The organism is Micromonospora sp. NPDC047527 (assembly GCF_040643015.1).
GTDB lineage: Bacteria > Actinomycetota > Actinomycetes > Mycobacteriales > Micromonosporaceae > Micromonospora.
Genome location: NZ_JBEYTK010000002.1, coordinates 52,905 through 79,162, shown reverse-complemented (window position 1 = coordinate 79,162; position 26,258 = coordinate 52,905). Strand labels below are relative to the sequence as shown.

The window sequence follows — 26,258 nt, the reverse complement described above, 5'->3', positions numbered from 1 at the left end:
GTTCCGTCGTCCGGCGGCGGGCGGACCGGTCGTCATCCCCGAGACGGAGTTCCTCCGATGCTTGATCCACTCCAGGTCGGCGATGTGGTGCCATCCCGACGCCCGGTTACCCCCATATCGCCGACATGGTGGCCGTCCACCTCACAGGCGGAGGGCTTCGGGGGTGTGCAGGCGGAGCATCGTGGCGGCGACGTCGAGCGGTGCCCGCCGACGGGTCGCCATCGACACCGCGATCATCACGGTGAAGGCCAGCGGCACCGTCCAGGCGGCCGGCTGTGCGATGAGCGTGGCTGGCCAGCCATCCAGCGGGGGGCCGAGCACGGTGACCAGCACCGCGCCGATCGCCGCGCCGCCGCCGACCAGCACCCCGGCGGCGGCCCCCAGATCGGTCAGCCCTCGCCACCAGATGCCCAGCACCAGCAGCGGACAGAAGCTCGACGCGGCGACCGCGAAGGCCAACCCGACCACCTGGGACACGTCCAGGCCGGACAGGTTCAGTGCCAGCACCGCCGGCACGACACCGGCGATCACGGTGGCGAGTCGGAAGTTACGCACCGAACCCCGACCGAGCACGTCCGTCGAGATCACCCCGGCGACACTGGTCAGCAGCCCGGACGAGGTGGAGAGGAAGGCCGCGAACGCGCCCGCCGCGACCAGCGCGGCGAGCAGCCGTCCGGCCAGCCCGTCGCCGAGGACCGCGCCGGGCAGCAGCACCACCACCGCGTCGGTCTGCCCGCTGATGAGCAGCTGTGGGGTGTAGATCCGCCCCAGCACCCCGTACAGGGTGGGCAGCAGGTAGAAGACACCGACCAGGGCCAGCACCACCAGCGTCGTCCGGCGGGCCGCAGCGCCGTCGGGGTTGGTGTAGAAGCGCACCAGCACGTGCGGAAGGCCCATGGTGCCCAGGAACGTGGCCAGGATCAGCGAGTACGTGGCGAACAGGCCCCGGTCGTCGTCGCCTGCGGCGCTGGGCAGCAGCCAGTCCCCGGCGTCGATGGCCACCCCGGACACCTGCGGCACCGGGTCACCGGCGGCGAAGGACAGCTCATCGCCGGGGCGTACCTCCCGGATGTCGCCATCGGGCAGGGTGAGGGTCGCGCGGTGCTCGACCACGACGGTGGTCGCGGTCCGGAACGTCGGCCCGTCGGGCGGCGTCACCGCCGGGCGGCCATCGGCCTGCCACTGCAACGCCAGAAAGATCACGGGTACGGCGAGAGCGGTCAACTTGAGCCAGTACTGGAACGCCTGCACGAAGGTGATGGCACGCATCCCGCCGAGCGCCACGTTGGCGGTGACCACGGCGGCCACCAGCAGGGCGCCGACCGGGTACGGGGCGCCGGCCAACGTGGACAGGGTGAGGCCGGCGCCCTGAAGCTGCGGCACCAGGTAGAGCCAGCCGATGAAGATCACGAATGCCGTGGCCAGGATGCGCAACCGGCGCGACCCGAGCCGCAGCTCGCAGAAGTCCGGCAGGGTGAACGCGCCGGAGCGGCGCAGCGGCGCGGCCACGAAGAGCAGCAGGGCCAGGTAACCGGCGGCGAACCCGACCGGGTACCAGAGGACGTCGACGCCGTATTTCAGGACGAGACCGGCGACGCCGAGGAAGCTCGCCGCCGACAGGTACTCCCCGCCGATCGCCGCGGCGTTCCAGGTCGGGCTGATCACCCGGGACGCGACCAGGAAGTCGGAGGTGGTGCGGCCCAGCCGCAGCCCGTAGAAACCGATCCCGAGGGTGACCAGGGTGACCGCGACGATGGCCGGAACCACGTAGTCGTTGCCCACTCAGCGCTCCGGCCGCTGCACCAGGTCGGTGAAGTCCTGCTCGTTGCGCTCGGCCAGCCGCACGTACGCCCAGCCCACCGCGATCAGGAACGGGAAGGAGGCCACGCCGAGCAGCAGCCAGGGCAGGTTGACGCCCCCGACGGTGGTCCGGCCGAGCGACGGCGCGATGGCGAACAGCCACGGCAGCCCGCCCAGCCCGATGGCGACCACCAGCGAGAGCCGCAGCGCCAGTGCGAGCTGGGCCCGGACCAGGCCGCGGACCAACGCCTCACCGACCCGGGTCTGCTGGGCCAACTCGGCGCGGGTCCGCTCGGCGTGGCTGTCCCGCCGGGTGATCTCGGCGAGCACGATCCGGGCACGCCGGGGCGGCGGTACCGCACCGCCCGACCCCACGTCGGGGAGTTGCTTGGCCACCCCGGCAGTCTTGCCCGCCCGGCGCGATTGTCAAGCGTTCCCGATCACCAGCGCCGCAGACCGGGACAGTCCGTCAGGCTGCCGGCGACCGGCATCGGGCCGAGTATCCGCCGGGCCTCCTCCCGGCCGAGGTTCGTCGCCCAGATGCCGTCCCGGGGCAGCTCGGCGGCGATCTCCCCCAGCGCACACGTCCGCATCGGCTCGGGCAGCCGGTCCAGAGCCGGTACGGCGTCGGCGGAGAGCCCGGAGAGGTAACTGACGTCCAGGCGGCCGGTCTCCAGGTAACGGTCGACGTTCCGTTCGGCGATCAGCCGATCCGGGTTGATCAGGGCCAACCCGAGCAGCGCCAGCACCGCCGTGCCGATCACCAGCCGGGGCAGCCAGTCCGCCCGCAGCCGAGCCACGGCCACGCCGACCAGCACGAAGAGCAGCCCGAGCCACAGCTCGACGGAGGCCACGAAGAGCCTCAGCCGGGTGGCACCGTACGCGTCGGAGTAGACCTGCATCCGGTAGAGCGCCGAGGCGACGACGACCAGGCTGAGCGCGGTGAGCGCGCCGAGGAGCGTGCGGACCAGCAGCCGGTCGGCTCGGGTCGCCTTCGGTGCCCGGCGGGCGGCGACCGCGATCACCAGCAGGGTGAGCGCGGTGACGGCGAGCAGTTGCCAGAACCCGCCACGGGCGTACTCGGCGTAGGTGAGCCCCGCCGTGCGCAGCACGTGCCCCGCGCCGCCGAAGAACACCGTCATCTGCACCAGCACGAACGCGGCGAACAGGGCGTCGAGCAGCACCAGCGGCAGGATCCATTCCAGCCGGTGCGCCGGCCGGCCCGGCGTTGCTCGCAGACCGTCCAGGTCGGGCGGGCGGTTGACCAGGTACGCGCCGCCGAGCAGGCCCATGCCGATCAGCCCCAGCCGCACCAGCCAGCCGAGCACACCACCGGGCGAGATGTTGGGCAGCAGGCCCGTCACCAGGTCGGCGAAGACCGCGTCGGCGGAGGCGAAGAGCACGCCGAACAGGGTCAGGAGACCGGCCGAGATCGCGAGGCTGGTCACGATCCGCCCGATCCCCGGGCCGACCGGGCCGGTGCGGCTCAGCCCGCGTACCGCCCAGGGGAGCGCCCGGACCGTCGCGGCCGGCGGCAGCGTCGCGGCCACCAGCATCCCCAACGGGCTCCGCCCGCCGGTCACCGCGAGCGTCGCGGTCACCGCGGCGGCGAGCAGGCAGAGCACGAAGAGCCAGCCGGCGGCCCGGACCGTGCCCACGGCGACCAGCGCGACCGTCGCGGCGGCCCAGGCGGCCTGCGCCGCCCGCCCCGGTGCCCCCGTGGCATCGGGACGGGCGGTCGCTGCCGCCGGGGTGGCCGTCGTCGGCGTGGCCGGGGTCGGCGTGGTCGTGGTCGGGGTCGGCGTGGTCGGGGTCGGTCTGGCTGCCGGCGGGGTCGGTGTGGCGGGGTCCGGTTCGGGTCGAGCGGCGGCCGACGCTGGGCGGACCGCAGCGGGTGCGACAGCGGGCGGCACCGGCTGGGTGCCGGGTGTGTCGGCGGGCGGGGTCTGCTCGGTGCGGCCCGCCGCCGGAGATGACGTGTGTGGCCGGATGGCCCCGGCGACGACGAGCGCGGCGGTGGCCGCCAATGCGGCCACCAGCCACCCGAGGCCGGGACGGACCACCGTCAGCGCCGAGGCGCCGAGAATGGCCGCCGCAGCCAGCACGGTCAGCAGCAGTGGGTGGGGTGCCCGGGACGGCCCCGGCCAGCGCTGTTCGATCAGCGAAGGCTGCCGTGGCGTGACGGGCGGGGCGGGCCATCCCCGGGGCTGGCCGGCCGCCGGCGGGCTCGCCGGGCCGGGACCGAACCCGGGTTGGGCGGCACCGCCGGGTGGCGAGGGCTGCGGCCGGGCCGGGCCGCTGGTCGGAACGGACGTGCTGCCGGGGCTGGTCATGCGGCCTCTTCTCGCTGCGGCCCGTTGATCGGGATGGTGACCTGGATATGGCAGCCGGGCTGGGAACCCTTGGCGGCTCCGACCGGGTCGAGGACGCGGATCTGGCCGCCGTGGAGTTCGACGACCCACCGGGCGATGGCCAGGCCCAGCCCGGTCCCACCGCCGGCCGCCCGGTCGCCACGGGTGAACCGCTCGAACACCCGGGAACGCTCCGCCGGTGGGATGCCCTGCCCCTCGTCGCTCACCTCGAAGCGGAGTTGGCCGGCGTGCTCGTCGGCGCTGACCCGGACGGTGCCGCCGGGTGGGCTGTGCCGCGCCGCGTTGTCCAGCAGGTTCGCGAACACCTGGTGCAGTCGCCACGGGTCGGCGTGCACGGTCAGTGGCACCGCCGGCTCGTGGAGCCGGAAGTGCACGTCCAGCCCCGCGCCGGCCGCGCTCGCGGTGGCGTGCTCCACCGCCTCGTCGAGGAAGTCCCCCACGTCGATGCGGACCCGGCGCAGCGGCACCACTCCGGCGTCGAGGCGGGACAGGTCGAGCAGGTCTGCGACGAGGTGCCCGAGCCGCTGGGTCTGGGACAGCGCCGAGCGCAGCGCCGCCGGTTCGGGCTCGGCCACCCCGTCCACCATGTTCTCCAGGACGCCCTGCAACGCGGTGATCGGCGTACGCAGCTCGTGGGAGACGTTCGCGATCAGCTCGCGTCGGCGCTGGTCCGCGGCGTCCAGGTCCTCGGCCATCTTGTTGAACGCCTGGGCCAGCTCACCGACCTCGTCCCGAGAGGTGGCGCGTACCCGCCGGGTGTAGTCGCCCCGGGCCATCGCCCCGGCGGCGGCCGTCATCTCCCGCAGTGGCGAGGTCATCCCGTGGGCGAGCACCTGCGAGGTGACAAGCGCGATGCAGATGACCGTGATCGACGTGCCCGGTGGGAGCCAACCGATGCCGTACCAGAAGTAGCCGATGGCCACGGCCCACGAGGCGACCAGCAGGACGCCGAGCTTCATCTTGATCGAGCGGATCGGGTCGAGCGGGCGGGGCAGCACGCGATTCAGCCAGTCCGCCAGCCGCCCCATCACGCGGGCACCTCCAGGGCGTACCCGACGCCGTGGACGGTCCGGATCAGGTCGGCGCCCAGCTTCCGGCGTAGCGCCTTGACGTGGCTGTCCACCGTGCGGGTGCCGCTGCCGTCGCCCCATCCCCACACGTCGGCGAGCAGCCGTTCCCGGGGAAGGACCGTGCGCGGTCGACCGGCGAGATGCACCAGCAGGTCGAACTCGGTCGGCGTGAGGTGTACGTCCGCGCCCGACCGGCGAACCCGCCGCTCGGCCTCGTTGATCTCGATGTCGCCGAGGCGGATAGCGGGCGGCGCGGGGACGGCGGCCCGCTCCACCCGGCGCAGCAGCACGTGCACCCGGGCGGCCAGTTCGCGCATCGAGAACGGCTTGGTGAGGTAGTCGTCCGCGCCGACCGCGAGCCCCACCAGCAGGTCCGTCTCGTCGTCGCGGGCGGTGAGCATCAGTACCGGCACCGGCCGGTCGGCCTGGATCCGCCGGCACACCTCCAGGCCGTCGAAGCCGGGCAGCATCACGTCGAGGACGACGAGGTCGGGCTGCCCGGCGCGGAACCGCTCGACGGCGCTGGGACCGTCCGTGGCGATCTCCACCAGGAAACCCTCGGCGCGGAGTCGGGCGGCGACCGATTCGGCGATGGTGCGTTCGTCCTCGACCACCAGGACGCGGCGTTCCTTCATGGGCTCTGACTGTAGGGAGCCGCCGTGGAGATCGGTGGGTGGCGTTGTGAACAACCTGTGGAGAACTGGCCATGCCTGTGGATAACTTCACGGGCATGCCGACCAGCCTCGGTGAACAACCGAGCTTCGTTGTGGACGGCCGATAGAGCTGTCAGGGTGGGGCGATAGAAGGGAGGTGTGACGGTGACCAACCCTGCGCGGCCCGGCCGGGGCGGTGCCTGGACGTTGAATGACCTCCAGGATCTTCCCGAGGACGACCAGGTCTACGAGATCTTCGACGGGAGCCTGCTCGTGTCCCCCCATGCGGACGTCTTCCACGGCGCGGTTGCCAACCGCCTCCGCCGGGTCCTCGATCGGCAGGCTCCCGCCGGCGTGCTCGTCGGTCAGGACATCGGAGTCAGCGCCCGGCGATCCTCGTACTTCGTGCCGGATCTCTTCGTCGCCACGGAGAGCGCGATGGCCAGCGGCGGTGCCGCGCTCGACCCGGCCGACGTGCTCCTCGTCGTCGAGGTGATCTCGCCGAACAATGCCGGCCGTGACCTGGTGCTCAAACGCCATGAGTACGCTGCCGCCGGCATTCCCCGCTACTGGCTGGTGGAGCCGCGCAAGCAGACGCTGACCGTGCTGGTGAACGGCGCGGGCGGCTACCGTGAAGAGGCACTCGTCCCGGCCGGCGAGGTCTACCGCACCGAGCAGCCGTTTCCCCTCGCGCTGCCGCTGGTCGACATCTTCTGACCAGCCTCAACCACCGGTCAGCCCAAGCCGATGCGCTCGGGGCGGGCCGAGGCGGAGCCGAGCCAGGTGTGCGGGTTGCCGTACCAGCACCAGCCCAGCTTCGGTGCGCCCTGGCTGATCCAGAGCGCCGGCACCCGCTTGTCGCCGCATCGGGAGCCGACCAGCGAGAAGCACCTGTTGCTGGCCAGCGCGACCGGGTGCAGGGTGATGAACGCGAGGCCCTCGTCGATGGTGAGGGGCAGTCGGCCCTGTGCGGTGATCCCCTCCATCGCCGCAGCCGGCGCGAGGTTGCGGAACTCCTCGCCCCGGTCGATGTCGAAGAGCAGGTACGCCGGCCCGGCCGGCACCTCAAGCTCCTTGATCGGGTCGAAGCGCGGCAGGTCGTCCTCGGCGTAGTGCCGGTCGAGGAAGCCGGGCTTGCGCTTGCCGGCCAGGGTGGTGAGCCCGAGGCGGGCCTCCACCGGGACCAGGTCCCGGGTGATGACCAGCAGGAACGGCACCCGGGCGTCGGTGGGCGCGGGCAGGCTGTGGGCACCCTCGACGGCCTGCGCTCGCAGCGGCGCGACCAGGTCACGGAAGGCGGTCTCGGTCAGCCCGGCCAGGCTGGGATAGCCCAGTTGCACGAGCCGGTCGAGCTGGCGGTCGAATTCGGCTTCGGCATCGAACGGAGTTTCGGTCACGGCGGCCTCCCAGAAGTCGTACGGCTTAGCGTACAACGTACGGGATGGTCGGTGTCATTCCCGCCTCAGCGGCTCCAATCCTGTTTCGCCGCCCTGACCAGCTTGTCCTTCAACTCCCGGGTGTGCCGCCGGCTCACCGGCAGCTCGGTGGAGTCGACCACCACCACGTAACCGGAGTTGACCAGGCGCAGCTCGGCGATCAACTTCAACTGCACCAGGTACGACCGGTGGACGCGTACGAAGCCGGCATCGGCCCACCGCTCGGCGAGCGTGGCCAGTGAAACGCGCACCAGGTGCGACCCCTCCGCGGTGTGCAACCGGGCGTAGTCCCCCTGCGCCTCCACCCAGCGCACCGCCGACCGGGGCAGCATCCGGGTGGTGCCGGCCAGCTCGATGGGGATCGTCGGGTCCTCCTCGGCCCGGGCCAGCGCCGCCGGATGCGACGGCACCACCCGCGAGCCGATCACCCGACGCAACGACTCGGCCAGCCGCTCGGCGCGCACCGGCTTGCGGACGTAGTCGGTGGCACCCAGGTCGAACGCGTCCACCGCGCCGTCGTCGTACGCGGTGACGAAGACGATCGCCGGTGGCCGGGCGAACCGGCGCAGCACCCGGGCCAGCTCCATGCCGTCCAGACCGGGCATCCGGATGTCCAGGAAGACCACGTCCACGTCGCCGTCGCGGAGCAGCCGCAGCGCCTCGGTGGCGTCCCCGGCGGTGTGCAGCCGTGCCACTCGGGGATCGGCGCGCAGGTGGTACGCCAACTCGTCGAGCGCGGGCGGCTCGTCATCCACCGCCAGGACCCGCAGGAACCCAGTGCTCACGAGCCGGCCCGTACGCCCGGGTGGAACTTCGGCACCCGCATGCTCACCTTCGTGCCCGAGCCCAGCCCGGTCTCGACGACCAGACCGAAGCGGTCCCCGAAGACCGATCGCAGCCGCTCGTCGACGTTGGAGAGGCCGACGTGCTGGCCCGGGTCGTCCCCGGGGTCGCCGGTGGCACGGGCCAGCTCGGCGATGCCGTCGGTCAGCGCGGTCGGATCCATTCCCACCCCGTCGTCCTCCACGGTGATGTGGCATTCGGCGCCCGCGTCCCGGGCCTCGATGCTCACCATGCCCGTGCCCGGCTTTCGGGACAACCCGTGGCGCACCGCGTTCTCCACCAACGGCTGGAGGCAGAGGAACGGCAGCGTCACCGGCAGCACCTCCGGGGCGATCTGCAGCCGCACCTGCAACCGGTCGCCGAACCGGGCCCGCTCGATGGTCAGGTACCGGTCGATCGACCGCAGCTCCTCGGCCAGCGTGGTGAACTCCCCGTGTGCCCGGAACGAGTACCGGGTGAACTCCGCGAACTCCAGGATCAGCTCCCGCGCCCGCTCCGGGTCGGTGCGGACGAACGAGCCGATCGCGGTCAGCGCGTTGTAGATGAAGTGCGGGCTGATCTGTGCCCGCAGGGCGCGGATCTCGGCTCGTGCCAGCCGCTCCCGCGACGAGTCCAGCTCGGCCAGGGCGAGTTGGTTGCCGGCCCAGTGCGCGGTCTCCAGGGTGGCCTGCACCAGCCCGGGCGCCGGTGGGCTGTCGGCGATCGCCAGCAACGCACCGACCACCCGCCCGTCCGGCCCGTGCAGCGGCGCCACCACCGCCCCCCGGATCGGGCAGTCGACCCGGTCGCAGCGTAGGTCGGACTGCCCGAGCACCGTTGAGCGCCCGCTGGCCACCGACCGCTGGGCCGCCGCGAGCAGTTGCTCGCCGTGGTGCGTGCCGCGTCCGTCGAGGGCGAGCACCTGCTCGGCATCGGTGAGGGCCAGACCGGCCGCGCCCACCAGGGCACGCAGATGGCGTACGGCCTTCGCCGCGCCCGCCGCGCTCAGCCCCGCCCGCAGCGGCTCGGCGGCCAGCCCGGCGGTGTGCAGCACCTCGTAGGTGGCCCGCTGGGTGGCCGTGGCGATGCCGCGCCGGGCGCGCAGCCGCAACACTGCCAGCAGGGCTGCGGTCAGCGCGGTGACCAGTGAGACGACGCCGACGACGGCGGAGAAGTTGCCACCCACGCAGCGATCCTTGCCCCTGCGGCCCGGCGCGCCAAGCCCCTAGTACGCGCCCTTTCGGGCGAGCACCACCCCGACGGTGCGCCAGAGGATGCTCAGGTCGTACGCCAGCGACCAGTTGTCGACGTAGTAGAGGTCCAGTCGGACGGCCTCGTCCCAGGACAGGTCGGAGCGGCCGGAGACCTGCCACAGGCCGGTCATGCCCGGACGGACCAGCAGCCGGCGCCGCACGTCGCCCAGGAAGTCGCCGTCGTCGGCGGGCAGCGGGCGCGGCCCGACCAGCGACATCTCACCCCAGAGCACGTTGATCAACTGCGGCAGCTCGTCCAGCGAGGAGGCCCGCAGGAAGCGACCCACCGGGAAGACCCGGGGATCCTCCTTCATCTTGAACAGCATGCCGTCGGTCTCGTTCTGGTCGGTCAGGCTGGCCAGCCGGTCCTCGGCGTCGACGTACATGGTCCGGAACTTCCACACCCGGAACGTGCGCCCCTCGTGCCCCACCCGGGGCTGGCGGAAGAAGACCGGCCCGGGGTCGGAGATCCGGATCGCCACGGCGATGGTGACGAAGAGCGGGATCAGCAGCAGCAGGCCGAGGCCGGCGGCGACCCGGTCCATCAGGTTCTTGGCCAGCAGCGCCGGCCCGGACAGGGTCGGCTCCTCGACGTGCAGCAGCGGCAGGCCCTCGATCGGCCGGATGTGCACCCGGGGGCCGGCGATGTCAGTGAGCTGCGGGGCGACCACCAGGTCGACGCCGGAGCCCTCCAACTGCCAGGCCAGCCGGCGCAGTTCGCCCGGCTCGGCGCTGGCCGACCCGCAGACCGCGATGGTGTCCCCACCGACCTCCCGGACCAGGGCCAGGACGTCGCGCCCGGCGTGCACCGGCACCGGGGTCGGCATCCCGCGCGCCGCCGCGTACCCGTCGGTGATGTGGATGGCGACCGGCACCAGCCCGGCGGCCGGGCTGCGGGTGACCGCCGCATACACCTCCAGGCACTCCGGCAGGGTGCCGACCAGCACCATCCGGTGCGCGGCCTGACCGGCCCGCCGCCGGATGTAGTGCAGCGCCCAGCGGGCCACGAAGCGGCCCCACAGGATCAGCAGCAGCGCCCCGAGCAGGGCCGTGCCCACCGTCCACCGGGACAGCGCGGTCTTGGTGGCGAAGGCGAGGAAGGAGACGCTTGCCGCGACCGTGACGGCGGCCCGGATCACCCGCTTGAACTCGTCCGGCCCGAGCCCCAGATAGCGCCGGTCGTAGGCCCGGTTGCTCCAGAGGATGACCACCCAGCCGAGCGGGAGCAGCAGATAGGAGATGGTGTGGAACCAGGTGGGGTCCTGGTGGGTGCCGGAGAAGCCGGAGGCGGCCTGGTCGAAGAGCTGGATAGCGATCCAGCTGGCGAACGCCGCCGCGCCGAAGTCGAGCACCAGCAGGATCGCGATGTAGGGGCGGTGCCAACGGGAGACGCGACGTCGCGCCCTGGTCCACGCCGACCGAGGGACGCCGTTGTGTGACGGCGGCGTCGGCGGCTGGATCTCGAAGCTGTCGACGTGCCGCACGAGTCTGCTCCGGCCTTCGTTGGTTACCGGGCGCTGGAGGCTAGTCGTCACCTTACCCATGTCCTCCCGCATGACACGTGCCGCTCACTCGCCGTGAGGGCCCGGGTCGCCCACCGTCCCAGTCTCCCACGCGGGCTCCGACCGGTCGCCGCCCCGAAAGAGATTGGCGACCGATGGTGTCGGTGGGATCTGGCCGGCTCCGCACCATTTCAGAAGCCGGGGACCGGGCCACTATACCGATGGATACGCGTGTGGCGAGAACGGTGGACCGGAGCTTCGGCTCAGTCGGGCCGATTCCGCTCTGTAGTCGCCGAGTTGAATTACTCACCGTACGAGGCGGGACAACCGTCGGTCAGCGAGCGGCTTGCCGCCCGTCTGGCAGGTCGGGCAGTACTGGAGGCTCGAGTCGGCGAACGACACCTCCCGCACGGTGTCCCCGCACACCGGGCAGGGCAGCCCGGCCCGGGCGTGCACCTTCAACCCGGCGCGCTTCTCACCCTTCAACTCCGCGGCGCGCTGACCGAGGGACCGCTCGACGGCGTCGCCGAGCACCTGCCGGGTCGCCGCGTGCAGGCCGGCGAGCTGGTCGTCGGTGAGCCGGTCGGTGATCGCGAACGGGGACAGCTTCGCGGCGTGCAGGATCTCGTCGGAGTACGCGTTGCCCACCCCGGAGAGCACCGACTGGTCGGTCAGCACCCCCTTGACCTGGCCGCGCCGGCTGCGCAGCCGCTCGGTGAAGGTGGGCAGGTCGGCGGCGAGCGCGTCCGGGCCGAGCTTGGCCACGCCGGGCACCGCCGTCGGGTCGGTGACCAGGTACGCGGCCAGCTTCTTCTGGGTGCCGGCCTCGGTCAGGTCGAAGCCGGAGCCGTCGTCGAGGCGGACCCGCACCGCGATCGGACCCTTGCCAGGGCGCAGCGGGGTCGTCGACGGGAACGCCTCCCGGTAGTGCAGCCAGCCGGCCCGGGCCAGGTGGACCACGAGATGCAGATCACCCTCGATGAACACGTCGAGGAACTTGCCGTGCCGGCGGGCGTCGACGACCGCCCGGCCGGCGACCGCGGACGGTGCCGGGTCGTACGTCTTGAGGGCGCTGATCGCGGCGATCTCCAGCCGGTCGACACGCCGCCCCACCGCGCGCTGTCGCAGGTAACCCGCGAGCGCCTCAACCTCCGGTAGTTCGGGCACGACCCAACGGTAGCCTTCTTTCTCGTGAGAATCGTGGTGGCGCACAACCGGTACCGGGAAGCTCAGCCCTCCGGCGAGAACACGATCGTGGACTCGGAGATCGCTCAGCTCAGCGCCGCAGGCGTCGAGGTGCTGCCGTTCATCCGCAGTTCGGACGAGATCCCGTCGATGTCGAAGGCGGCCAAGGCGCTGCTGCCGATCTCGCCGATCTGGGCGCCGCGCGCCCAGCAGGACCTGAGCCGGCTGCTCACCGAACACCGGCCCGACGTGCTGCACCTGCACAACCCGTACCCCCTGATCTCGCCGTGGGTGGTGCGGACCGCGCACCGGCACGGCGTGCCGGTGGTGCAGACGGTGCACAACTACCGCCAGGTCTGCTCCTCGGGGATCTACTTCCGCGACGGGGTGATCTGCCAGGACTGCAAGGGCCGGGCGCTGGGCGTACCGGCGATCAAGCACCGCTGCTATCGCGATTCGGCGGCGCAGAGCGCCCTGATGGCGACGACCCTGGCCGTGCACCGGGGCACCTGGCGGTCGGTGGACCGGTACGTCGCGCTCACCACGGCGATTGCCGACCACCTGCGCGAATACGGCATTCCGGACGATCGGATCGTGGTGAAGCCGAACGCCGTGCCCGACCCGGGCCGGCCCGCGCCGCTGGGTGACGGATTCCTCTACATGGCCCGGCTCAGCCCGGAGAAGGGCGTCGACCTGCTGCTGGACGCCTGGCGGCGGCACCCGGTGGGCACGCTGGGCACGTTGCGGGTGGCCGGCGACGGCGAGCTGCGCCCGCTGGTGGAGGCCGCCGCCGCCGAGCGACAGGACGTGGTCTACCTCGGCCAGCTCGACCGGGCCGGGGTACGGGCCGCGGTCGAGGCGAGCGCGGTGGTGATCGCCGCGTCGATGTGGCACGACGTGCTGCCGACCGTGATCATCGAGGCGCTGGCCAGTGGCCGGCCGGTGCTCGGCACCGCGTTGGGCGGCATCCCGTACCTCGTCGGAGCGGACGCCCCGCACGAGCCCGCCGGCACCGGGCCGGCCGAGATCGCCTCCGCCGTCGCCGGAGGCGGCGGGTCGCCGATGCCGGCCGGAATCGGCGTCGGCGAGGCCGGCTGGGTGGTGGCCCCGGAGCCGGCCGCGCTGGCCGCCGCGCTCCCGGTGGCCCGGGCCGGCGCTGCCGGGCTGGCCCCGGCCGCCCGCGCCCGCTACGAGCGGACCTTCCACCCCGACGTGGTCACCAAGCAGCTCATCGACATCTACGCGGGCATGGCCCGCACCGCGCACCGCACCTGACCACCCTTGCACCCGCGATCTTGCACTTCCTGCCCCGACAAAGAGTGCATCAGGCCCATATCAACGACCGAAACTGCAAGATCGGCGAGGTGGGGTGGGGGTCAGCGCAGGGAGGCTCGGGCGGAGAAGGCGATGCTGGCGAGCAGGAAACCGCCGTTGACCACCGTGAACGCCACCATCACCCAGAGGACCAGCGCGGGGGCCACGGCCAGCACCAGGGCGGCCACGAAGATCACCGCGCCGTAGTCGCGCACCAGCTTCACCAGCCGGACCGGCAGCGAGGTCGAGGTGACCATGCTGGCCGCGTTCGGGCCGGACTGCATCACCGACGTCACCAGGTTGACCATCCAGGTGCCCGCGAAGGTCGCCACCAGCCAGGTCGGAGTGGACGGCTCCTGCGCCACCGCCACCGCGGCGAGCGCGGCCACCAGGGCGATCTGCGCGGCCACGTCGCAGAGGATGTCGATGCGGGCGCCGGCCGCGCTGCCCTGGCCGGTCACCCGGGCCAACTGGCCGTCCGCGCAGTCCAGCGAGTACGCCACCTGCCAGCCGATCAGGGCGAGCAGGCCGACCACCCAGGCCGGTACGTCACCGGCGGCGACCGGGCCGGCGAGCGCCACCACGGTGACCGAGGTGGCCAGTCCGAGCACCAGGTTGGCGAGGGTCAGCGCCGTCGGGCGCAGCCCGAGCCGCTGGGCGACCAGCGCGAAGACGGCGCCCAGCCACTGGCTGATCGACTCGCTGAACAGGCCGCCGCCCCGGTTCACCCGGTGGAAGTCGGCGACGGTGGGACGGGGGTCAGCCAAGCTGGTCGCGGATTGCACCGGCGTAGTCTGCCAGCCGCTCCCGCGTCTCGGTAGGCGACAGCGCCAGGTGTTCGAGGATGGTGTACCGGTCGGGTCGGGTGCGCGGCGCGAACTGCACCGCCTCCACGAACTGGTCGGTGGTCAGTGCCACCTGGTCGGGCGTCACCGGCAGGTTGTGGCGGGTCAGGCAGGCCGTCATCTGGGCGAAACGCGGCAGGTCGCCGCGCAGCCAGGTGCAGAACAGCGCGCCGAGGCCAGCCAGTTCGCCGTGTGAGGCGGTGCCGGGGAAGAGCGCGTCGATGGCGTGCATGATCTCGTGGCAACCGCCGCTGGACGGGCGACTGGTGCCGCAGACCGCCATGGCCAGGCCGCTGGAGATCAACGCCTCGGCCAGCACGGTGACGAACGCGTCGTCGGTCATGTCGCCCGGGTGGTTGAGCACCGCTTCGGCACCCGCCCGGGCCAGCGACGCGGCCAGCCCGTCGACCGGCTCACCGCGTACCTGCCGGGACAGCTCCCAGTCGGCCAACGCGCTGATGTTGCTGATGACGTCGCCGATGCCGGCCCGGTTGACCCGGTCCGGGCCGCTCTCCACGAAGTCCAGGTCGACGATCACCGCGATCGGGATGTGCACCCCGTAGGAGCCCTTGATCCCGTCGGTGATGAGGCTGGCCACCGGGGAGGCGATCCCGTCGTTGGCGAGGCTGGTCGCCACCGAGACCATCGGGAGCCCTCGGCGGGTGGCGGCGTACTTGGCCACGTCTATGGTCTTGCCCCCGCCGATCCCGACCACCGCGTCGTACGACCGGGCGCGGAGCTTGCCGCCGAGATCGTCGGCGGCGTCGAGAGTCGCCCCGGCGACGGTGAACACGTCGGCCGTCCGTAGCGACGGACGGATCAGCTCCGCGATCTGGGCGCCCTGGCCCGGCCCGACCACCACGGCCACGTCCCCGCCGGCGGAGATCCGCCCGTCGGCCAGGATCGCGGCCAGGTCTGCCACCGCGCCGCGCCGCACGTCGATGTGCAGCGGGGTGAGGACGCTCCGCGCTAGTAGCGGCACGCGATCTCCCGCGCGCGGGCCAGGTCGGCGTGGTTGTCGACCTCCACCCAGGGGACGTCACCGATGGGGGCCGCCCGCACCTCGCCGCCCCGGTCGGCGAACTCCTGGTAGCCGTCCTCGTAGTAGAGGTTCGGGTCGCGCCGCCAGGTCGCCTCCAGGGCGTCGGCGAGGGCGTCGGCGACCTGCGGCTCGATCAGCGTCGCGCCGATGTACTCCCCGTACGCCTCGCCCGGATCCATGATCTTGGTGATGCGGGTGAGCTGGCCGGCGGCGTCGAAGGTGGTCTTCATCTCCTCCTCGGCCAGCGCCTTGAGGGTGTCCACCGCGAGCAGGATGCCCGGGCCGCGCTCGGCGAGCAGGGTCTTCTCGATGCTCACCGGGTGCACGGTGTCGCCGTTGACCAGCAGCACCCCGCGGGCGAAGTGCTCTCGGGCCAGCCAGAGCGAGTAGGCGTTGTTCCACTCCTCGGCCTTGTCGTTGTGCACCAGGGTGAGCGTGACCCCGTACTTCTTCTCCAGCTCGGCCTGGCGGGAGACGACCGCGTCCGCCGCGTAGCCGACCACGATCACGATGTCGGTGAGCCCGACCTCGGCGAGGTTGCCCAGCGCGATGTCCAGGATTGTGGTCTCGCCGTCCACCGGCACCAACGCCTTGGGCAGAGTGTCGGTGTACGGGCGCAGCCGGCGTCCTGCTCCGGCCGCGAGCACCAAACCGATCATCGCGAGATCCTCCCTCGTGCTGCTCCCCGTCACCGGTGGAGGATAGCCCTGGGCGGCCTGGTGACTCCGGCCAACCGGCTCAGCCGGGCAACGCGGCCAGGTCGGCGAGCATGGTCAGCCGCTCCTCGGCGGTGAGCACGGCGTACGGGTCGGCCGCCCGTCGGTCGGTCTCCAGCTCGATGGCGAGCCGTTCCGGGCCGGGTGCCAGGGCGGCGACGCTCGTCGCGGTGTGCCCGGCGGCGGTCCAGGCGGCGGCGTGCGCGTCGGCCCGGTGGTAGCGCAGCGTGCCGAGCCGGTTGAGCAGCAGCACGCCCGACGGGGTGCCGTCCGGTTCGTACGGCGGTGCCATCGCGGTGAACGCCGAGCCGTCCGGGGCGACCGCCTCGTCGGCCAGCACCAGGGCGCACGCCAACACCCGGCCGAGCGACGCCACCAGCCGCGCCACCCGCTCGTCGTGCCCGGCCCACAACTCCTCGGTGACCTCCGCGTGCACCTGGTACAGCTCGGCGAGGAAGGCGGCTCCGCGTTCGGTGGCGCAGAGCCCACCGTCGGGGCGGCGGTGGATCATGCCGTAGGCGACCTGTTTGTCCACCGCCCGACGGCTGACCACCGGATCGAGGTACCGGGTGATCGCCGCGAGCCCTGCCTCGTCGACGGTGCCGCCGGGCGCGGCCAGCCGGGTGCGCAGCTCGATCAGGAAGCCGGTGGCGGCCGGCCCGCCGTACCGCTGGCTCAGCTCCGCGCCGCCGCCGTCGTGACCGGCCAGCATGCCGGCGCGGTACGCGCGGTCCACGGCCGGTGCGACCAGCCCGGCGGTCCGGTGCGGCGCCAGTTCGACGGTGTTCACAGACCGATCGACCGCAGGACGGCGAAGCCCTCCTCCGCGATCCGCCGGATCAGCCCGTCGTTGACGTCGCGGTTCTCGTCCAGCACTGTCACGTCGTGCTCGGCCAGCCAGCGGTACTCGGTGTGCTTGCCGGCCTCCAGCGTCGGGCGGGCGAGGTCGCCGTCGACCCGGACCAGGAAGTCGTGTTCGATCCGGGTCAGGCCGTCGTCGCCGACGTACTGATACTCACCTACCTGACCGAGGACGTGCGACAGGACCCAGCCGGTCTCCTCGGTGATCTCCCGACCGAGCGCCTCGTCGATTTCCTCGCCGGGCTCCAGGTGCCCGCCGACGATGTCCCAGCAATTGGGAAAGAGGCGTCGGTGCGGCGACCGGCGCTGAAAGAAGATGCGGCCGTCGTGGTCGACGATCAGCGCGCCGGCGCAGCGCAGGGGCTCGGTGGACACCGTTCGACAGTAGCGAGCGACCCTGTGTGTCGGCGATGCCGTAGGTCTTGTCCAGGAAACATCCACGGACCACCATGTCCCTACCGGATGCCACCGTCCCAAAGGGGTGATGCGTGATGCAGGTACGGGAAGCGATGTCCAGCCAGGTCCTCGTCGTCGGTCCGGAGCACACGCTCCGCCAGGCGGCCCGGATGATGTCGGCCCGCGGTGTCGGGTCGGCCGTCGTGATCGACCCGGAGTCCGAGGGGGTCGGGATCATGACCGAACGCGACGTGTTGAAGGCCATCGGCGCCGGCCTCGACCCCGACGTGGAACGCACTGGCGCCCACCTGACCTGGGACGTCGTCTACGCCGGGCCGGAGTGGACGGTGGCCGAGGCGGCCGCCGCGATGGCCCGGGGCGGGTTCCGGCACCTCGTGGTGCTCGACGGCCGGGAGGTGGCCGGCGTGATCTCCGTGCGGGACATCATGCGGGTCTGGGCGGAGAGTTCGGCGGTCGCCACGACCTGACCGGTCCTCGAATGCGGGTGTGCCCGACGGAATCGACGGGTAAGGATTCCGTGTGGGCGCGGAGATGCCGTCGCCCGTGGGGGAGGGCCCGATGCGCGACGCGGAGCGGCTGGTCGAGCAGCAGTACGCCATGCTCCTGAGTCGGGACGTGGCCCGGCTGCCGGATCTCTACGCCCCGGAGGCGTTCTACGCCATGCCGGGTGTCACGGTCCGCCCGATCGAACTGCCCGCGTTGCTGCGTACCTGGACGGGTGCCTTTCCGGACCTGCGGGTCGACCCGCTGGGCTCGGTACGCACCGGCGGGGGCGCGGCCGTGGAGCTACGCCTGACCGGCACCCACACTGGCACGCTGCACTCGCCGTACGGCACCGTCGCGCCCACCGGCCGGTCGGTGAGCTGGGAGGTGGCCGACGTGGTTCGGGTCCGCCGGGGTCGGATCGTCGCGTGGCGCTCCTACTTCGACTGGAGCCACCTGCTCGACGCGCTCGGCGTGCAGCTTGAGGGGCTTTCCCGGTCGGCGCAGCACGACTCGCTCGCACTTCCGGTCTGATCTGACGGCGACCGGTGGAGTCGGGTCACCCGTCCCGGTGGCTCAGGATGCGGACATCGCCGTGCCGTCCGCGCGCTCCCCGCCGCCGCCCGTACGCTCAATGTCCATGACCGCCGAGCAGCTGATCTCCTTTGCCCGTGGGGCGCCCTCGCTGGACATCGTCGATGTCGAGGGGCTCAAGGCCGCCGCCGTACGCGCCTTCGACGCCGACCCTGCGGGGATCACGGCGTACGGCACCTCCGTCGGCTACCTTCCGCTGCGGAAGTGGATCGCCGACAAGCACGGGGTCGAAGCCAACCAGGTGCTGGTCACCAATGGGTCGCTACAGGCCGACGCGTTCCTCTTCGACCACCTGGTCAGTCCCGGTGACGCGGTGGTGGTGGAGCGCCCGACGTACGACCGCACGTTGCTCAACCTCCAGCGGATGGGCAGTGAGGTGTACGGCGTCCCGGTCCAGCCGGACGGCGTGGACACCGCCGAGCTGCGCAAGCTGCTGGAGTCCGGGGTGCGTCCCCGGCTCGCGCACATCATCCCGAACTACCAGAACCCGGCCGGTGTGACGCTGTCCCTGGAGAAGCGCCGCGAGCTGCTCGACCTGGCCGCCGAGTACGAGTTCATCATCTTCGAGGACGACCCGTACGCGGACATCCGGTTCCGTGGCGAGGCGCTGCCGTCGATGCTGTCGCTGGACACCCGCAACGTGGTGGTGCACGCGTCGAGCTTCACGAAGACCGTCTGCCCGGGTGTCCGGGTCGGTTACCTGGTCGGCTCGGCGGACCTGATCGCCGACATCGCCAAGAACGCGACGAGCCTCTACATCTCGCCCGGCATGGTGTCCCAGGCGATCGTGCACCAGTTCTGCGTCTCCGGTGACATCGACCGCTCGATTGACACCGTCCGCGCGGCGTTGGGCGAGCGGGCCCAGGTGCTGGCCGAGTCGCTGCGCCGGCACCTGCCGCAGGCCCGGTTCGTGGAGCCCGACGGTGGCTACTTCCTCTGGGTGGAGTTCCCGGAGGACGTGCTGGTGGACCAGCTCGCTCCGGCGGCGGCCGAGCGTGGGGTGGCCGTGGTCAAGGGCAGCGACTTCGTGCTGGACGGCGGGCAGCACGCCCTGCGGCTGGCCTTCTCGGCGGTGACCGCCGACCGGATCGACGAGGGTGTCCGTCGGCTCGCGGCCGCCGTCGAGGCCATCCGGAGCTGATATCTGTCGGGTTCCCGACAAAACGATGATGCTGGCTGTCCCGGGCTCCCGCCCGGGCGGCCGGCGGCTCACAATGCTGCGAGCGTCACCCGTGCGGTGTCGCGGGGGTCACGGCGATCGTGGCCACCCCGTGCCGTCCGGGTCACGCGCGCAGCACAACCCCCGCCCCCAAGGGCGCCGGGTGGGCCGTGTCGTCCTCTCACCCCCGACTCGACCCGGCCCGCCCGGCGCCGCCTCCGCGACCGCCGTCACACCTGCCGGTGGCGACCATCGGCGTAGCCTGCAAGCCGCAGCCGAGCGCGGGGAGGTGTCGCGATGACGGATCGGGCAGAGCGGGGCCGGACGGTGCAGTCGAGCACCGGTCGGGTGCTGCGACCCCGGGCGTGGCCGTCCCCGGTCCGGGCGGTGACCCGGATGCTCAACGCCGACGGTTCGCCGCCGACGCCGGCCCCCACCGGCACCGGGCGCAGTGGTGTCGTCGACTGCGCTCTCTACATCGACGGCAAGCGGCAGCCCGGCGACTGGACGTACGCGGACGCGCTGGAGGCGGCCCGCCGTGAGGTGCACGGTTTCGTCTGGCTCGGGCTGCACCAGCCGGAGTTGACCGAGATGACCGCCATCGCGGAGACCTACGGTCTGCACGAGCTTGCCGTCGAGGACGCGGTGAAGGCAGCGCAGCGGCCCAAGCTGGAGCGCTTCAACGACGTCACCTTCCTGGTGCTGCGTACGGCCCGGTACTGCGAGCACGCCGAGCTGACCGAGAACTCCGAGGTCGTCGAGACCGGCCAGGTGATGCTCTTCATCGGCCCGAACTTCCTGATCAGCGTCCGGCACGGTGACGCCTGCCGGCTCTCCCCGGTCCGCGCCGACCTGGAAACCAAGCAGGAGTTGCTGCTGCAGGGCCCGTGGGCGGTGGCGTACGGCGTGACCGACCGGGTCGTCGACCTCTATCTGGAGGTGGCCGAGCAGCTCGAGGACGACCTCGACATGTTGGAGGCCGAGGTCTTCGATCGCAACAGCCACGGGCGGATCCAGCGGATCTACCAGATGAAGCGGGAGTTGGTGGAGTTCAAGCGGGCGGTGATTCCGTTGCAGCGGCCACTGATGACGCTGACCTCCCAGGTCAACCGGGACGTGCCCAAGGAGATCCGGCGGTACTTCCGGGACGTGCAGGACCACCTGAGCCGCACCGTCGAGCAGGTGAACTCCTACGACGACCTGCTGAACTCCATCCTCCAGGCGCGGCTGGCCCAGGTCACCGTCGACCAGAACAACGACATGCGCAAGATCGCCGCGTGGGCGGCCATCGCCGCGTTCTGGACCGGCGTCGCCGGCATCTACGGCATGAACTTCGAGAACATGCCCGAGCTGAAGATGACGTACGGCTATCCCGTCGTCCTGGCCCTCATGCTCGGAGTCTCCCTGGCCCTGTACCGCTGGTTCCGCCGCAACGGCTGGCTCTGACCACGTCACCGGCGCCGAAGAGCTGAGCGCCGGCGCGCGGGGGAACCCGCGTCGCCGGCGCTCAGTGCGCTTCCGCTGGGGTCAGCGGCGGCCGTTGGTGCGGGCCGTGTTCTTGCTCAGCGCCTTGGTGAGGTCGTCGGCCGGGCGTCCGGAGACGTCCTCGGCGCCCTCGGCGACCGCCGGAACCTTGTCGGTCGGGCGGACGCTGGTCGGCTTGGCCGGGGTGGTGGTGCTGGCGCTGTCACCACCGGCCACCGCCGAGCTGCCCGCGCCGGTCATCCCGGCCATGGCGGACCCGTCGTTCCCCTTCGTCGCCGACGGGGTACGCACCTCGAACGAGTCGACCTCGTCGCGCATCGGCTCCAGGGTGCGGGTCGGGTCGTACTCGGCCCATTCCTGCTGCTCCCGGCGACGACGCAGGGCGATCGCGCCGGCTAGGCCCGCGATGGCACCCGCTGCCAGAAGGCCGGTCATCATCGAGCCGCGACGACGCGGCTGCTTCTTCCTGCCAGTGATCCGCATGCTCTTCGACCTGGCCTTCCTGGTCAGCGGCCCTGCCTGCGCGGCGCCGTCACGGGCCGCCGCGGCCAGCGGTGCCAGCGTGGTGAGTGTCGTCCCCCAGCCGGTCGACGCGCGGTCGCGCACCTTCGCCGCGGTCGGCCCGACGTAGCCGCGGGCAACCTGCACCCGCGGGCCGACGGTCGAGCCGGCGCCCTTAGCGGCGTGGTTGGCTGCTTGCATCAGGTGGCTGATGCTCTGGTTCAGCTCTGCCTTGGCCAGCTGACCCTGGGACTTACGCCGCCCGATTCCAAACACGGTCCCACCTCCTGGGAGTTGTTCCTTCGTCATCCTCCACCTTCGGATGCCTCCGCGATGCCAGATCGGGCACATGGGAGGATCCGCATGGAACTGACCAACAAGTGAGGAGTACCCGTGGCCGAGGCTGTCTACGCCACCTTGCACACCAACGCTGGCCCGATCCGGCTGGAGCTCTTCCCGAACCACGCGCCGAAGACGGTCCGCAACTTCATCGACCTGGCCGAGGGCAACCGGGAGTACACCGACCCGCGCACCGGCCAGCCGGGCAGTGGTCCGTACTACGACGGCACCATCTCGCACCGGGTGATCAGCGGATTCATGGTTCAGATGGGCGACCCGACCGGCACCGGCCGGGGCGGGCCGGGCTACAAGTTCGCCGACGAGTTCCACCCGGAGCTGCGCTTCGACCGGCCGTACCTGCTGGCGATGGCGAACGCCGGACCGGGCACCAACGGTTCGCAGTTCTTCATCACGGTGTCCCCGACGCCGCACCTCAACAACCGGCACACCATCTTCGGGCAGGTCGCCGACGAGGCGTCGGTGAAGGTCGTCGACTCGATCGCGAGCACCCCGACCGGCCCGAGCGACCGTCCGTTGCAGGACGTCGTCATCGAGCGGGTCGAGATCGAGCGGTCCGCTGCCTGACGATCCCGCGAGGTACCTTTGCTCGCATGATTGAGCGCTCCGGAGCACCGCACCGGCCGGTGCCGGTGGACCACGCGGTGACGGACGGAGGGTCGGCCCGGTGAGCGAGTCCCCGCCGACCACCCCGGTCTGCTATCGGCACCCCGGTCGGGAGACCTATGTCCGGTGCACCCGCTGCGACCGGCCGATCTGCCCGGACTGCATGCGGGAGGCGTCCGTCGGGCACCAGTGCCCGGAGTGCGTCAACGAGGGACGCCGCAGTGTCCGGCCGGCGCGTACCGCCTTCGGTGGCGGTACGGCCGGCCGGCACGGCTACGTCACCAAGGCGATCATCGCGCTGAACGTGCTGTTCATGCTGCTCTCCATCGCCTCCGACCGGGGTGGCGACGCGGCGGTGGGCGGTTCGGGCTTCGGCGGTCTGATGGGCGGCAGCACGCCGCTGACCAACTGGGGTTCGGTGCTCGGGCTGGCGGTCTTCCCCGACGGCACGCTCGGCGGCATAGCCGACGGTCAGTGGTACCGCCTGGTCACCGCGATGTTCCTGCACTACGGCGTGATCCATCTGCTGCTCAACATGTGGGCGCTGTGGGTGCTCGGCCGTTCGCTGGAGGCCAACCTCGGGCGGGCGCGTTTCGCCGCGCTCTACCTGATCGCGGGCCTCGGCGGCAACGTGGCCGCCTACCTGTTCAGCGCACAGAACTCGGCCACGGCCGGCGCGTCCACCGCCGTCTTCGGTCTCTTCGCCGCGCTGATCATCATCGAGCGCAAGATGGGCCGGGACATCTCCCAGGTGATCCCCATCCTGGTGATCAACCTGGTGTTCACGTTGACCGTGCCGGGCATCTCGATCCCCGGGCACCTGGGCGGCCTGGCGGTCGGTGCGGCGATGGCGCTGGTGCTCGCGTACGCGCCCCGTGGCCGGCGCACCCTGGTGCAGGTCGGCGGCGGCGCGATCATCCTGCTGATCCTGCTTGCCCTGGCCCTGTTCCGTACCGCGCAACTGTTGGGCTGACCGGGCGCTACCCGGTCACGCCCGGGCGGGCGGCGCGCAGCACGTCGGCGACCTCCTCCGGGGTGGTGTCCAGGTCGTAGCGGCCAAACAGGTGCAGCGAACTGCCCGCGTCGATTTCCAGGATCTCGGTGGTCAGCCCCAACCGTGGTCGACGGTCCACGGTGATCGCCTCGATCGCAGACCAGGGCAGCAGTCGGCGGCCGGCGAACCCGTGGATGACGGTGAGCCCTGCCGGGTCCACCGCCAACCGGACCGGCGCGATCAGGTCGCGGGCCGCCCAGCCGGCCACGCCGGCCGCGGCCAGGCAGGCCAGGACCAGCCTCACCGGGTCACCGTCGGCGAAGAGCAGCCCGAGCACGACAAGCGCCACCGCGCCGGCAATCTTGGCCGCCGGCAGCTTCGCGGGCACCCGCCACTGCCGGGCCGGGGAGATCTCATCCATCCGCCCAGCATGCCCGGGGGCGGACGGCCGGTCCACCGACGACGTAGGATCGGGACAGTCAGGTTACCGGGGAGTAAACATGAGTGACGCGGTCATCGTCGGCGCGGTACGCACCCCGGTCGGGCGGCGCAAGGGCAGCCTCGCCGGCGTCCACCCGGTCGATCTCTCGGCGCACGTGCTGCGCGCCCTCGCCGAGCGCACCGGGCTCGACCCGGCGCAGGTCGACGACGTCTTCTGGGGTTGCGTGTCCCAGGTCGGCGAGCAGTCGTGGAACATCGCCCGCAACGCCGTGCTCGCCGCCGGCTGGCCCGAGTCGGTGCCCGGCACGACGCTGGACCGGCAGTGCGGCTCCAGCCAGCAGGCGTTGCACTTCGCCGCCGCGACCGTCCTCTCCGGCCAGGCCGACCTGGTGGTCGCCGGCGGGGTGGAGTCGATGACCCGCGTGCCGATGGGTTCCAGTGTGGGCGGCGCCCTGCCGTTCAGCGAGCAGCTCCGTGCCCGCTACCGGGGCGTGGAGGGCTTCGCCGACGATGAGCCGCTGCCGTTCAACCAGGGCGTCGGGGCCGAGCTGATCGCCCGGCGGTGGCGTCTCTCGCGTACCCAGCTCGACGAGTTCGCGCTGGCCAGCCACGAGAAGGCCGCCGCCGCGCAGGACGCCGGGGCGTTCGACCCGGAGCTGACGCCGGTGTCGCTGGCCGACGGCGGCAAGTTCGCCGCCGACGAGGGCATCCGCCGGGAGACCTCGCTGGAGAAGCTCGGCGAACTGGCCACCCCGTTCCGCGCCGACGGCGTGGTGACCGCCGGCTCCGCGTCCCAGATCTCCGACGGTGCCGCCGCGCTCGCCGTGACCACCTCCGAGTGGGCCAGCCGCCACGGACTGCGCCCACTGGCCCGCATCCACACCGCCGTGGTCGCCGCCGACGACCCGGTCACCATGCTCACCGCGCCCATCCCGGCCACCGCGAAGGCGCTGCGCCGCGCGGGGCTGGGCATCGAGGAGATCGGGGTGTACGAGGTGAACGAGGCGTTCGCCCCGGTGCCGCTGGCGTGGCTGGCGGAGACCGAGGCTGATCCGGAGCGGCTCAACCCGCGCGGTGGCGCCATCGCCCTCGGTCACCCGCTCGGCGGCTCCGGTGCCCGGATCATGACCACGATGCTCCAGCACATGCGGGACAACGGGATCCGCTACGGCCTCCAGACCATGTGCGAGGGTGGCGGCATGGCCAACGCCACCATCGTCGAGCTGGTCTGACTCCGGCCCCTCGCAGCGGTTGACGGCTGCTCGCGGCCGACGCGCCGCCGCCGGGAAATAGCCTCGCCCGCGCGGGGCACGCCACCTAAGGTGCTCACCGTGACGACGATCGCCGATGAGCGTGCTCCGGACTGGTCTAGCGCGCAGTGGCAGACACGGGCCCGCACCTGGGTCGACACGCAGCTCGCCGACGCCGGCCGGCGGGTGACCGGTGCGGTGGAGCCCCGGGTACGCCCATGGTCGCTGGTCTGGCGGGTGCCCACCGACGGCGGGCCGGTCTGGTTCAAGGCCAACAACCCGGGCACGGTGCACGAGGCCGTCCTGATCGCGACGCTGGCGAAGCTGACCCCCGACCGGGTGCTGACACCGATCGCCGTGGACCCCGCCCTGGGCTGGTCGCTGCTGCCCGACGGCGGGGAGTCGCTGCGTGACGTGCTGGGCCGCGACCCGGACCTGGCGCACTGGGAGCGGGCGCTGCCCGGTTACGCCGCACTCCAACTCGCCACCGCGTCGCGCGTCGACGAGCTGGTCACCCTCGGTGTGCCGGATCACCGCCCCGAGGTGCTGGCCGGGCTGCTCGCCGACCTGCTCGACGACCGCGAGTCGCTGCGGATCGGCATCGAGGACGGTCTCGCCCCCGAGATGTACGAGCGGCTGCGGGCGGAACTGCCGGCGTACGCCGAGCGTTGTCGCCGGCTCGCCGACCTCGGGATTCCGGCCACCGTGCAGCACGACGACCTGCACGACGGCAACGTCTTCGCCGGCCCGGCCGGCTACCGGTACTTCGACTGGGGCGACGCCTCGGTGGCGCACCCGTTCGGCACGCTGTTGGTGACGCTGCGCTCGATCCGGCACGCGACCAAGCTGGCGGCCGACGACGCCCGGCTGGTCCGGTTGCGCGACGGTTACCTGGAGGCGTGGACCGACCGGTACGACCGCCGGACGCTCGTCGAGGCCGCCGACCTGGCGATGAACCTGGGCGCGGTGAGCCGATCGCTCTCCTGGCGGAGGGCCCTGGACACCACCGATCCGACCCGCGCCGAGTACGTCGACGCGGTTCCCGGCTGGCTGGAGGAGCTGTTCGCCGCCACCCCGTTGCAGCCCGAATCCTGACCGGG

At 72.1% G+C, this 26,258-nt stretch carries 27 protein-coding genes; 10 read left to right on the top strand and 17 right to left on the bottom strand.

The features are described from left to right. Window positions 1-141 precede the first annotated feature (141 nt). Genes ABZ808_RS09120 through ABZ808_RS09100 form a run of 5 tightly spaced genes read right to left on the bottom strand, consistent with a single transcriptional unit; the run spans window position 142 to window position 5,877 of the window. The gene (locus ABZ808_RS09120; RefSeq protein ID WP_357003006.1) at window positions 142-1,782 is read right to left on the bottom strand and encodes a cation acetate symporter; all 1,641 of its coding nucleotides are present in this window, start codon (window positions 1,780-1,782) and stop codon (window positions 142-144) included. Then, window positions 1,783-2,196: a hypothetical protein gene (locus ABZ808_RS09115; RefSeq protein WP_357003004.1), complete on the bottom strand. Its 414-nt coding sequence runs from the start codon at window positions 2,194-2,196 to the stop codon at window positions 1,783-1,785. It abuts the gene before it with no gap. A gap of 44 nt (window positions 2,197-2,240) precedes the next feature. Continuing rightward, a complete protein-coding gene (locus tag ABZ808_RS09110) occupies window positions 2,241-4,133 on the bottom strand; it encodes a DUF4153 domain-containing protein (protein ID WP_357003002.1) in 1,893 nt (630 codons plus the stop codon). Beyond that, complete coding sequence (locus ABZ808_RS09105) at window positions 4,130-5,200, bottom strand: HAMP domain-containing sensor histidine kinase (RefSeq protein WP_357003000.1); 1,071 nt, start codon at window positions 5,198-5,200, stop codon at window positions 4,130-4,132. The genes ABZ808_RS09110 and ABZ808_RS09105 overlap by 4 nt, the downstream gene beginning before the upstream one ends. After that, on the bottom strand, window positions 5,200-5,877 hold the full coding sequence (locus ABZ808_RS09100; RefSeq protein WP_357002998.1) for a response regulator transcription factor: 678 nt from the start codon (window positions 5,875-5,877) through the stop codon (window positions 5,200-5,202). Before ABZ808_RS09100 ends, ABZ808_RS09105 begins: the two co-directional genes overlap by 1 nt. A gap of 183 nt (window positions 5,878-6,060) precedes the next feature. Here ABZ808_RS09100 and ABZ808_RS09095 point away from each other — a divergent pair, with 183 nt between their 5' ends. Continuing rightward, window positions 6,061-6,612 (top strand): Uma2 family endonuclease, encoded by a 552-nt coding sequence (locus ABZ808_RS09095; protein WP_357002996.1) that lies wholly within the window; start codon window positions 6,061-6,063, stop codon window positions 6,610-6,612. Window positions 6,613-6,629: 17 nt separating this feature from the next. Here ABZ808_RS09095 and ABZ808_RS09090 read toward each other — a convergent pair whose 3' ends face one another. The 5 genes from ABZ808_RS09090 to ABZ808_RS09070 form a co-directional block, all read right to left on the bottom strand. Further along, window positions 6,630-7,292, bottom strand: coding sequence for a DUF5701 family protein (locus ABZ808_RS09090; protein ID WP_357002994.1), 663 nt, complete (start codon window positions 7,290-7,292; stop codon window positions 6,630-6,632). A 65-nt stretch (window positions 7,293-7,357) separates the two neighbouring features. Then, window positions 7,358-8,116, bottom strand: a complete 759-nt coding sequence (locus ABZ808_RS09085; protein ID WP_357002992.1) for a LytTR family DNA-binding domain-containing protein — start codon at window positions 8,114-8,116, stop codon at window positions 7,358-7,360. Further along, window positions 8,113-9,339 carry a histidine kinase gene (locus ABZ808_RS09080; RefSeq protein ID WP_357002990.1) on the bottom strand — a complete coding sequence of 409 codons (1,227 nt, stop codon included), beginning with the start codon at window positions 9,337-9,339 and terminating at the stop codon, window positions 8,113-8,115. The genes ABZ808_RS09085 and ABZ808_RS09080 overlap by 4 nt, the downstream gene beginning before the upstream one ends. A gap of 39 nt (window positions 9,340-9,378) precedes the next feature. Further along, the gene (locus tag ABZ808_RS09075) at window positions 9,379-10,950 is read right to left on the bottom strand and encodes a sugar transferase (protein ID WP_357002988.1); all 1,572 of its coding nucleotides are present in this window, start codon (window positions 10,948-10,950) and stop codon (window positions 9,379-9,381) included. A 264-nt stretch (window positions 10,951-11,214) separates the two neighbouring features. After that, complete coding sequence (locus ABZ808_RS09070) at window positions 11,215-12,075, bottom strand: DNA-formamidopyrimidine glycosylase family protein (protein ID WP_357002986.1); 861 nt, start codon at window positions 12,073-12,075, stop codon at window positions 11,215-11,217. A 24-nt stretch (window positions 12,076-12,099) separates the two neighbouring features. Here ABZ808_RS09070 and ABZ808_RS09065 point away from each other — a divergent pair, with 24 nt between their 5' ends. Further along, the gene (locus ABZ808_RS09065) at window positions 12,100-13,368 is read left to right on the top strand and encodes a glycosyltransferase (protein ID WP_357002984.1); all 1,269 of its coding nucleotides are present in this window, start codon (window positions 12,100-12,102) and stop codon (window positions 13,366-13,368) included. Between the two features lie 101 nt (window positions 13,369-13,469). Here ABZ808_RS09065 and ABZ808_RS09060 read toward each other — a convergent pair whose 3' ends face one another. The 5 genes from ABZ808_RS09060 to ABZ808_RS09040 form a co-directional block, all read right to left on the bottom strand. Further along, the gene (locus ABZ808_RS09060; RefSeq protein WP_357002982.1) at window positions 13,470-14,192 is read right to left on the bottom strand and encodes a CDP-alcohol phosphatidyltransferase family protein; all 723 of its coding nucleotides are present in this window, start codon (window positions 14,190-14,192) and stop codon (window positions 13,470-13,472) included. Next, window positions 14,167-15,234 (bottom strand): iron-containing alcohol dehydrogenase family protein, encoded by a 1,068-nt coding sequence (locus ABZ808_RS09055; protein ID WP_357002980.1) that lies wholly within the window; start codon window positions 15,232-15,234, stop codon window positions 14,167-14,169. Before ABZ808_RS09055 ends, ABZ808_RS09060 begins: the two co-directional genes overlap by 26 nt. Then, complete coding sequence (locus tag ABZ808_RS09050; protein WP_357002978.1) at window positions 15,222-15,953, bottom strand: phosphocholine cytidylyltransferase family protein; 732 nt, start codon at window positions 15,951-15,953, stop codon at window positions 15,222-15,224. Before ABZ808_RS09050 ends, ABZ808_RS09055 begins: the two co-directional genes overlap by 13 nt. Before the next feature lie 79 nt (window positions 15,954-16,032). Next, window positions 16,033-16,800 carry a hypothetical protein gene (locus tag ABZ808_RS09045; RefSeq protein WP_357002976.1) on the bottom strand — a complete coding sequence of 256 codons (768 nt, stop codon included), beginning with the start codon at window positions 16,798-16,800 and terminating at the stop codon, window positions 16,033-16,035. Next, a complete protein-coding gene (locus tag ABZ808_RS09040) occupies window positions 16,797-17,246 on the bottom strand; it encodes an NUDIX domain-containing protein (protein ID WP_357002974.1) in 450 nt (149 codons plus the stop codon). Before ABZ808_RS09040 ends, ABZ808_RS09045 begins: the two co-directional genes overlap by 4 nt. 116 nt (window positions 17,247-17,362) lie before the next feature. Between ABZ808_RS09040 and ABZ808_RS09035 the strand changes: the two genes are divergently transcribed. The 4 genes from ABZ808_RS09035 to corA all read left to right on the top strand — a co-directional run bounded on the left by ABZ808_RS09035 (window position 17,363) and on the right by corA (window position 20,970). Further along, a complete protein-coding gene (locus ABZ808_RS09035) occupies window positions 17,363-17,755 on the top strand; it encodes a CBS domain-containing protein (protein WP_357002972.1) in 393 nt (130 codons plus the stop codon). A 91-nt stretch (window positions 17,756-17,846) separates the two neighbouring features. Further along, on the top strand, window positions 17,847-18,305 hold the full coding sequence (locus ABZ808_RS09030) for an ester cyclase (protein ID WP_357002970.1): 459 nt from the start codon (window positions 17,847-17,849) through the stop codon (window positions 18,303-18,305). 106 nt (window positions 18,306-18,411) lie between these two features. Then, on the top strand, window positions 18,412-19,506 hold the full coding sequence (locus ABZ808_RS09025; protein WP_357002968.1) for a PLP-dependent aminotransferase family protein: 1,095 nt from the start codon (window positions 18,412-18,414) through the stop codon (window positions 19,504-19,506). 315 nt (window positions 19,507-19,821) lie between these two features. Further along, entirely contained in the window at window positions 19,822-20,970 is a 1,149-nt protein-coding gene (gene corA / locus ABZ808_RS09020; protein ID WP_357002966.1) for a magnesium/cobalt transporter CorA, read from the top strand. A gap of 81 nt (window positions 20,971-21,051) precedes the next feature. Here corA and ABZ808_RS09015 read toward each other — a convergent pair whose 3' ends face one another. After that, window positions 21,052-21,819, bottom strand: a complete 768-nt coding sequence (locus ABZ808_RS09015; protein WP_357002963.1) for a hypothetical protein — start codon at window positions 21,817-21,819, stop codon at window positions 21,052-21,054. 84 nt (window positions 21,820-21,903) lie between these two features. Here ABZ808_RS09015 and ABZ808_RS09010 point away from each other — a divergent pair, with 84 nt between their 5' ends. Together ABZ808_RS09010 and ABZ808_RS09005 are read left to right on the top strand one after the other, a co-directional pair. Further along, window positions 21,904-22,434, top strand: a complete 531-nt coding sequence (locus ABZ808_RS09010; protein WP_357002961.1) for a peptidylprolyl isomerase — start codon at window positions 21,904-21,906, stop codon at window positions 22,432-22,434. A 100-nt stretch (window positions 22,435-22,534) separates the two neighbouring features. Continuing rightward, entirely contained in the window at window positions 22,535-23,446 is a 912-nt protein-coding gene (locus ABZ808_RS09005; protein WP_357002959.1) for a rhomboid family intramembrane serine protease, read from the top strand. Window positions 23,447-23,453: 7 nt separating this feature from the next. Here ABZ808_RS09005 and ABZ808_RS09000 read toward each other — a convergent pair whose 3' ends face one another. Then, window positions 23,454-23,888, bottom strand: coding sequence for a PH domain-containing protein (locus tag ABZ808_RS09000; RefSeq protein WP_357002957.1), 435 nt, complete (start codon window positions 23,886-23,888; stop codon window positions 23,454-23,456). A 79-nt stretch (window positions 23,889-23,967) separates the two neighbouring features. Here ABZ808_RS09000 and ABZ808_RS08995 point away from each other — a divergent pair, with 79 nt between their 5' ends. Together ABZ808_RS08995 and ABZ808_RS08990 are read left to right on the top strand one after the other, a co-directional pair. Continuing rightward, complete coding sequence (locus ABZ808_RS08995; protein WP_357002955.1) at window positions 23,968-25,140, top strand: acetyl-CoA C-acyltransferase; 1,173 nt, start codon at window positions 23,968-23,970, stop codon at window positions 25,138-25,140. Between the two features lie 99 nt (window positions 25,141-25,239). After that, window positions 25,240-26,253: an aminoglycoside phosphotransferase family protein gene (locus ABZ808_RS08990; RefSeq protein ID WP_357002953.1), complete on the top strand. Its 1,014-nt coding sequence runs from the start codon at window positions 25,240-25,242 to the stop codon at window positions 26,251-26,253. Window positions 26,254-26,258 lie beyond the last annotated feature (5 nt).

What these genes read in the sequence shown, in the direction of transcription:
- ABZ808_RS09110 (WP_357003002.1), bottom strand. Translation starts at nt 4,133, where the DNA reads ATGACCAGCCCCGGCAGCACGTCCGTTCCGACCAGCGGCCCGGCCCGG.
- corA (WP_357002966.1), top strand. Translation starts at nt 19,822, where the DNA reads ATGACGGATCGGGCAGAGCGGGGCCGGACGGTGCAGTCGAGCACCGGT.
- ABZ808_RS09050 (WP_357002978.1), bottom strand. Translation starts at nt 15,953, where the DNA reads ATGATCGGTTTGGTGCTCGCGGCCGGAGCAGGACGCCGGCTGCGCCCG.
- ABZ808_RS09030 (WP_357002970.1), top strand. Translation starts at nt 17,847, where the DNA reads ATGCGCGACGCGGAGCGGCTGGTCGAGCAGCAGTACGCCATGCTCCTG.
- ABZ808_RS09035 (WP_357002972.1), top strand. Translation starts at nt 17,363, where the DNA reads ATGCAGGTACGGGAAGCGATGTCCAGCCAGGTCCTCGTCGTCGGTCCG.
- ABZ808_RS09075 (WP_357002988.1), bottom strand. Translation starts at nt 10,950, where the DNA reads ATGGGTAAGGTGACGACTAGCCTCCAGCGCCCGGTAACCAACGAAGGC.
- ABZ808_RS09000 (WP_357002957.1), bottom strand. Translation starts at nt 23,888, where the DNA reads ATGGATGAGATCTCCCCGGCCCGGCAGTGGCGGGTGCCCGCGAAGCTG.
- ABZ808_RS09025 (WP_357002968.1), top strand. Translation starts at nt 18,412, where the DNA reads ATGACCGCCGAGCAGCTGATCTCCTTTGCCCGTGGGGCGCCCTCGCTG.
- ABZ808_RS09100 (WP_357002998.1), bottom strand. Translation starts at nt 5,877, where the DNA reads ATGAAGGAACGCCGCGTCCTGGTGGTCGAGGACGAACGCACCATCGCC.
- ABZ808_RS09105 (WP_357003000.1), bottom strand. Translation starts at nt 5,200, where the DNA reads ATGGGGCGGCTGGCGGACTGGCTGAATCGCGTGCTGCCCCGCCCGCTC.
- ABZ808_RS09015 (WP_357002963.1), bottom strand. Translation starts at nt 21,819, where the DNA reads ATGACGAAGGAACAACTCCCAGGAGGTGGGACCGTGTTTGGAATCGGG.
- ABZ808_RS08995 (WP_357002955.1), top strand. Translation starts at nt 23,968, where the DNA reads ATGAGTGACGCGGTCATCGTCGGCGCGGTACGCACCCCGGTCGGGCGG.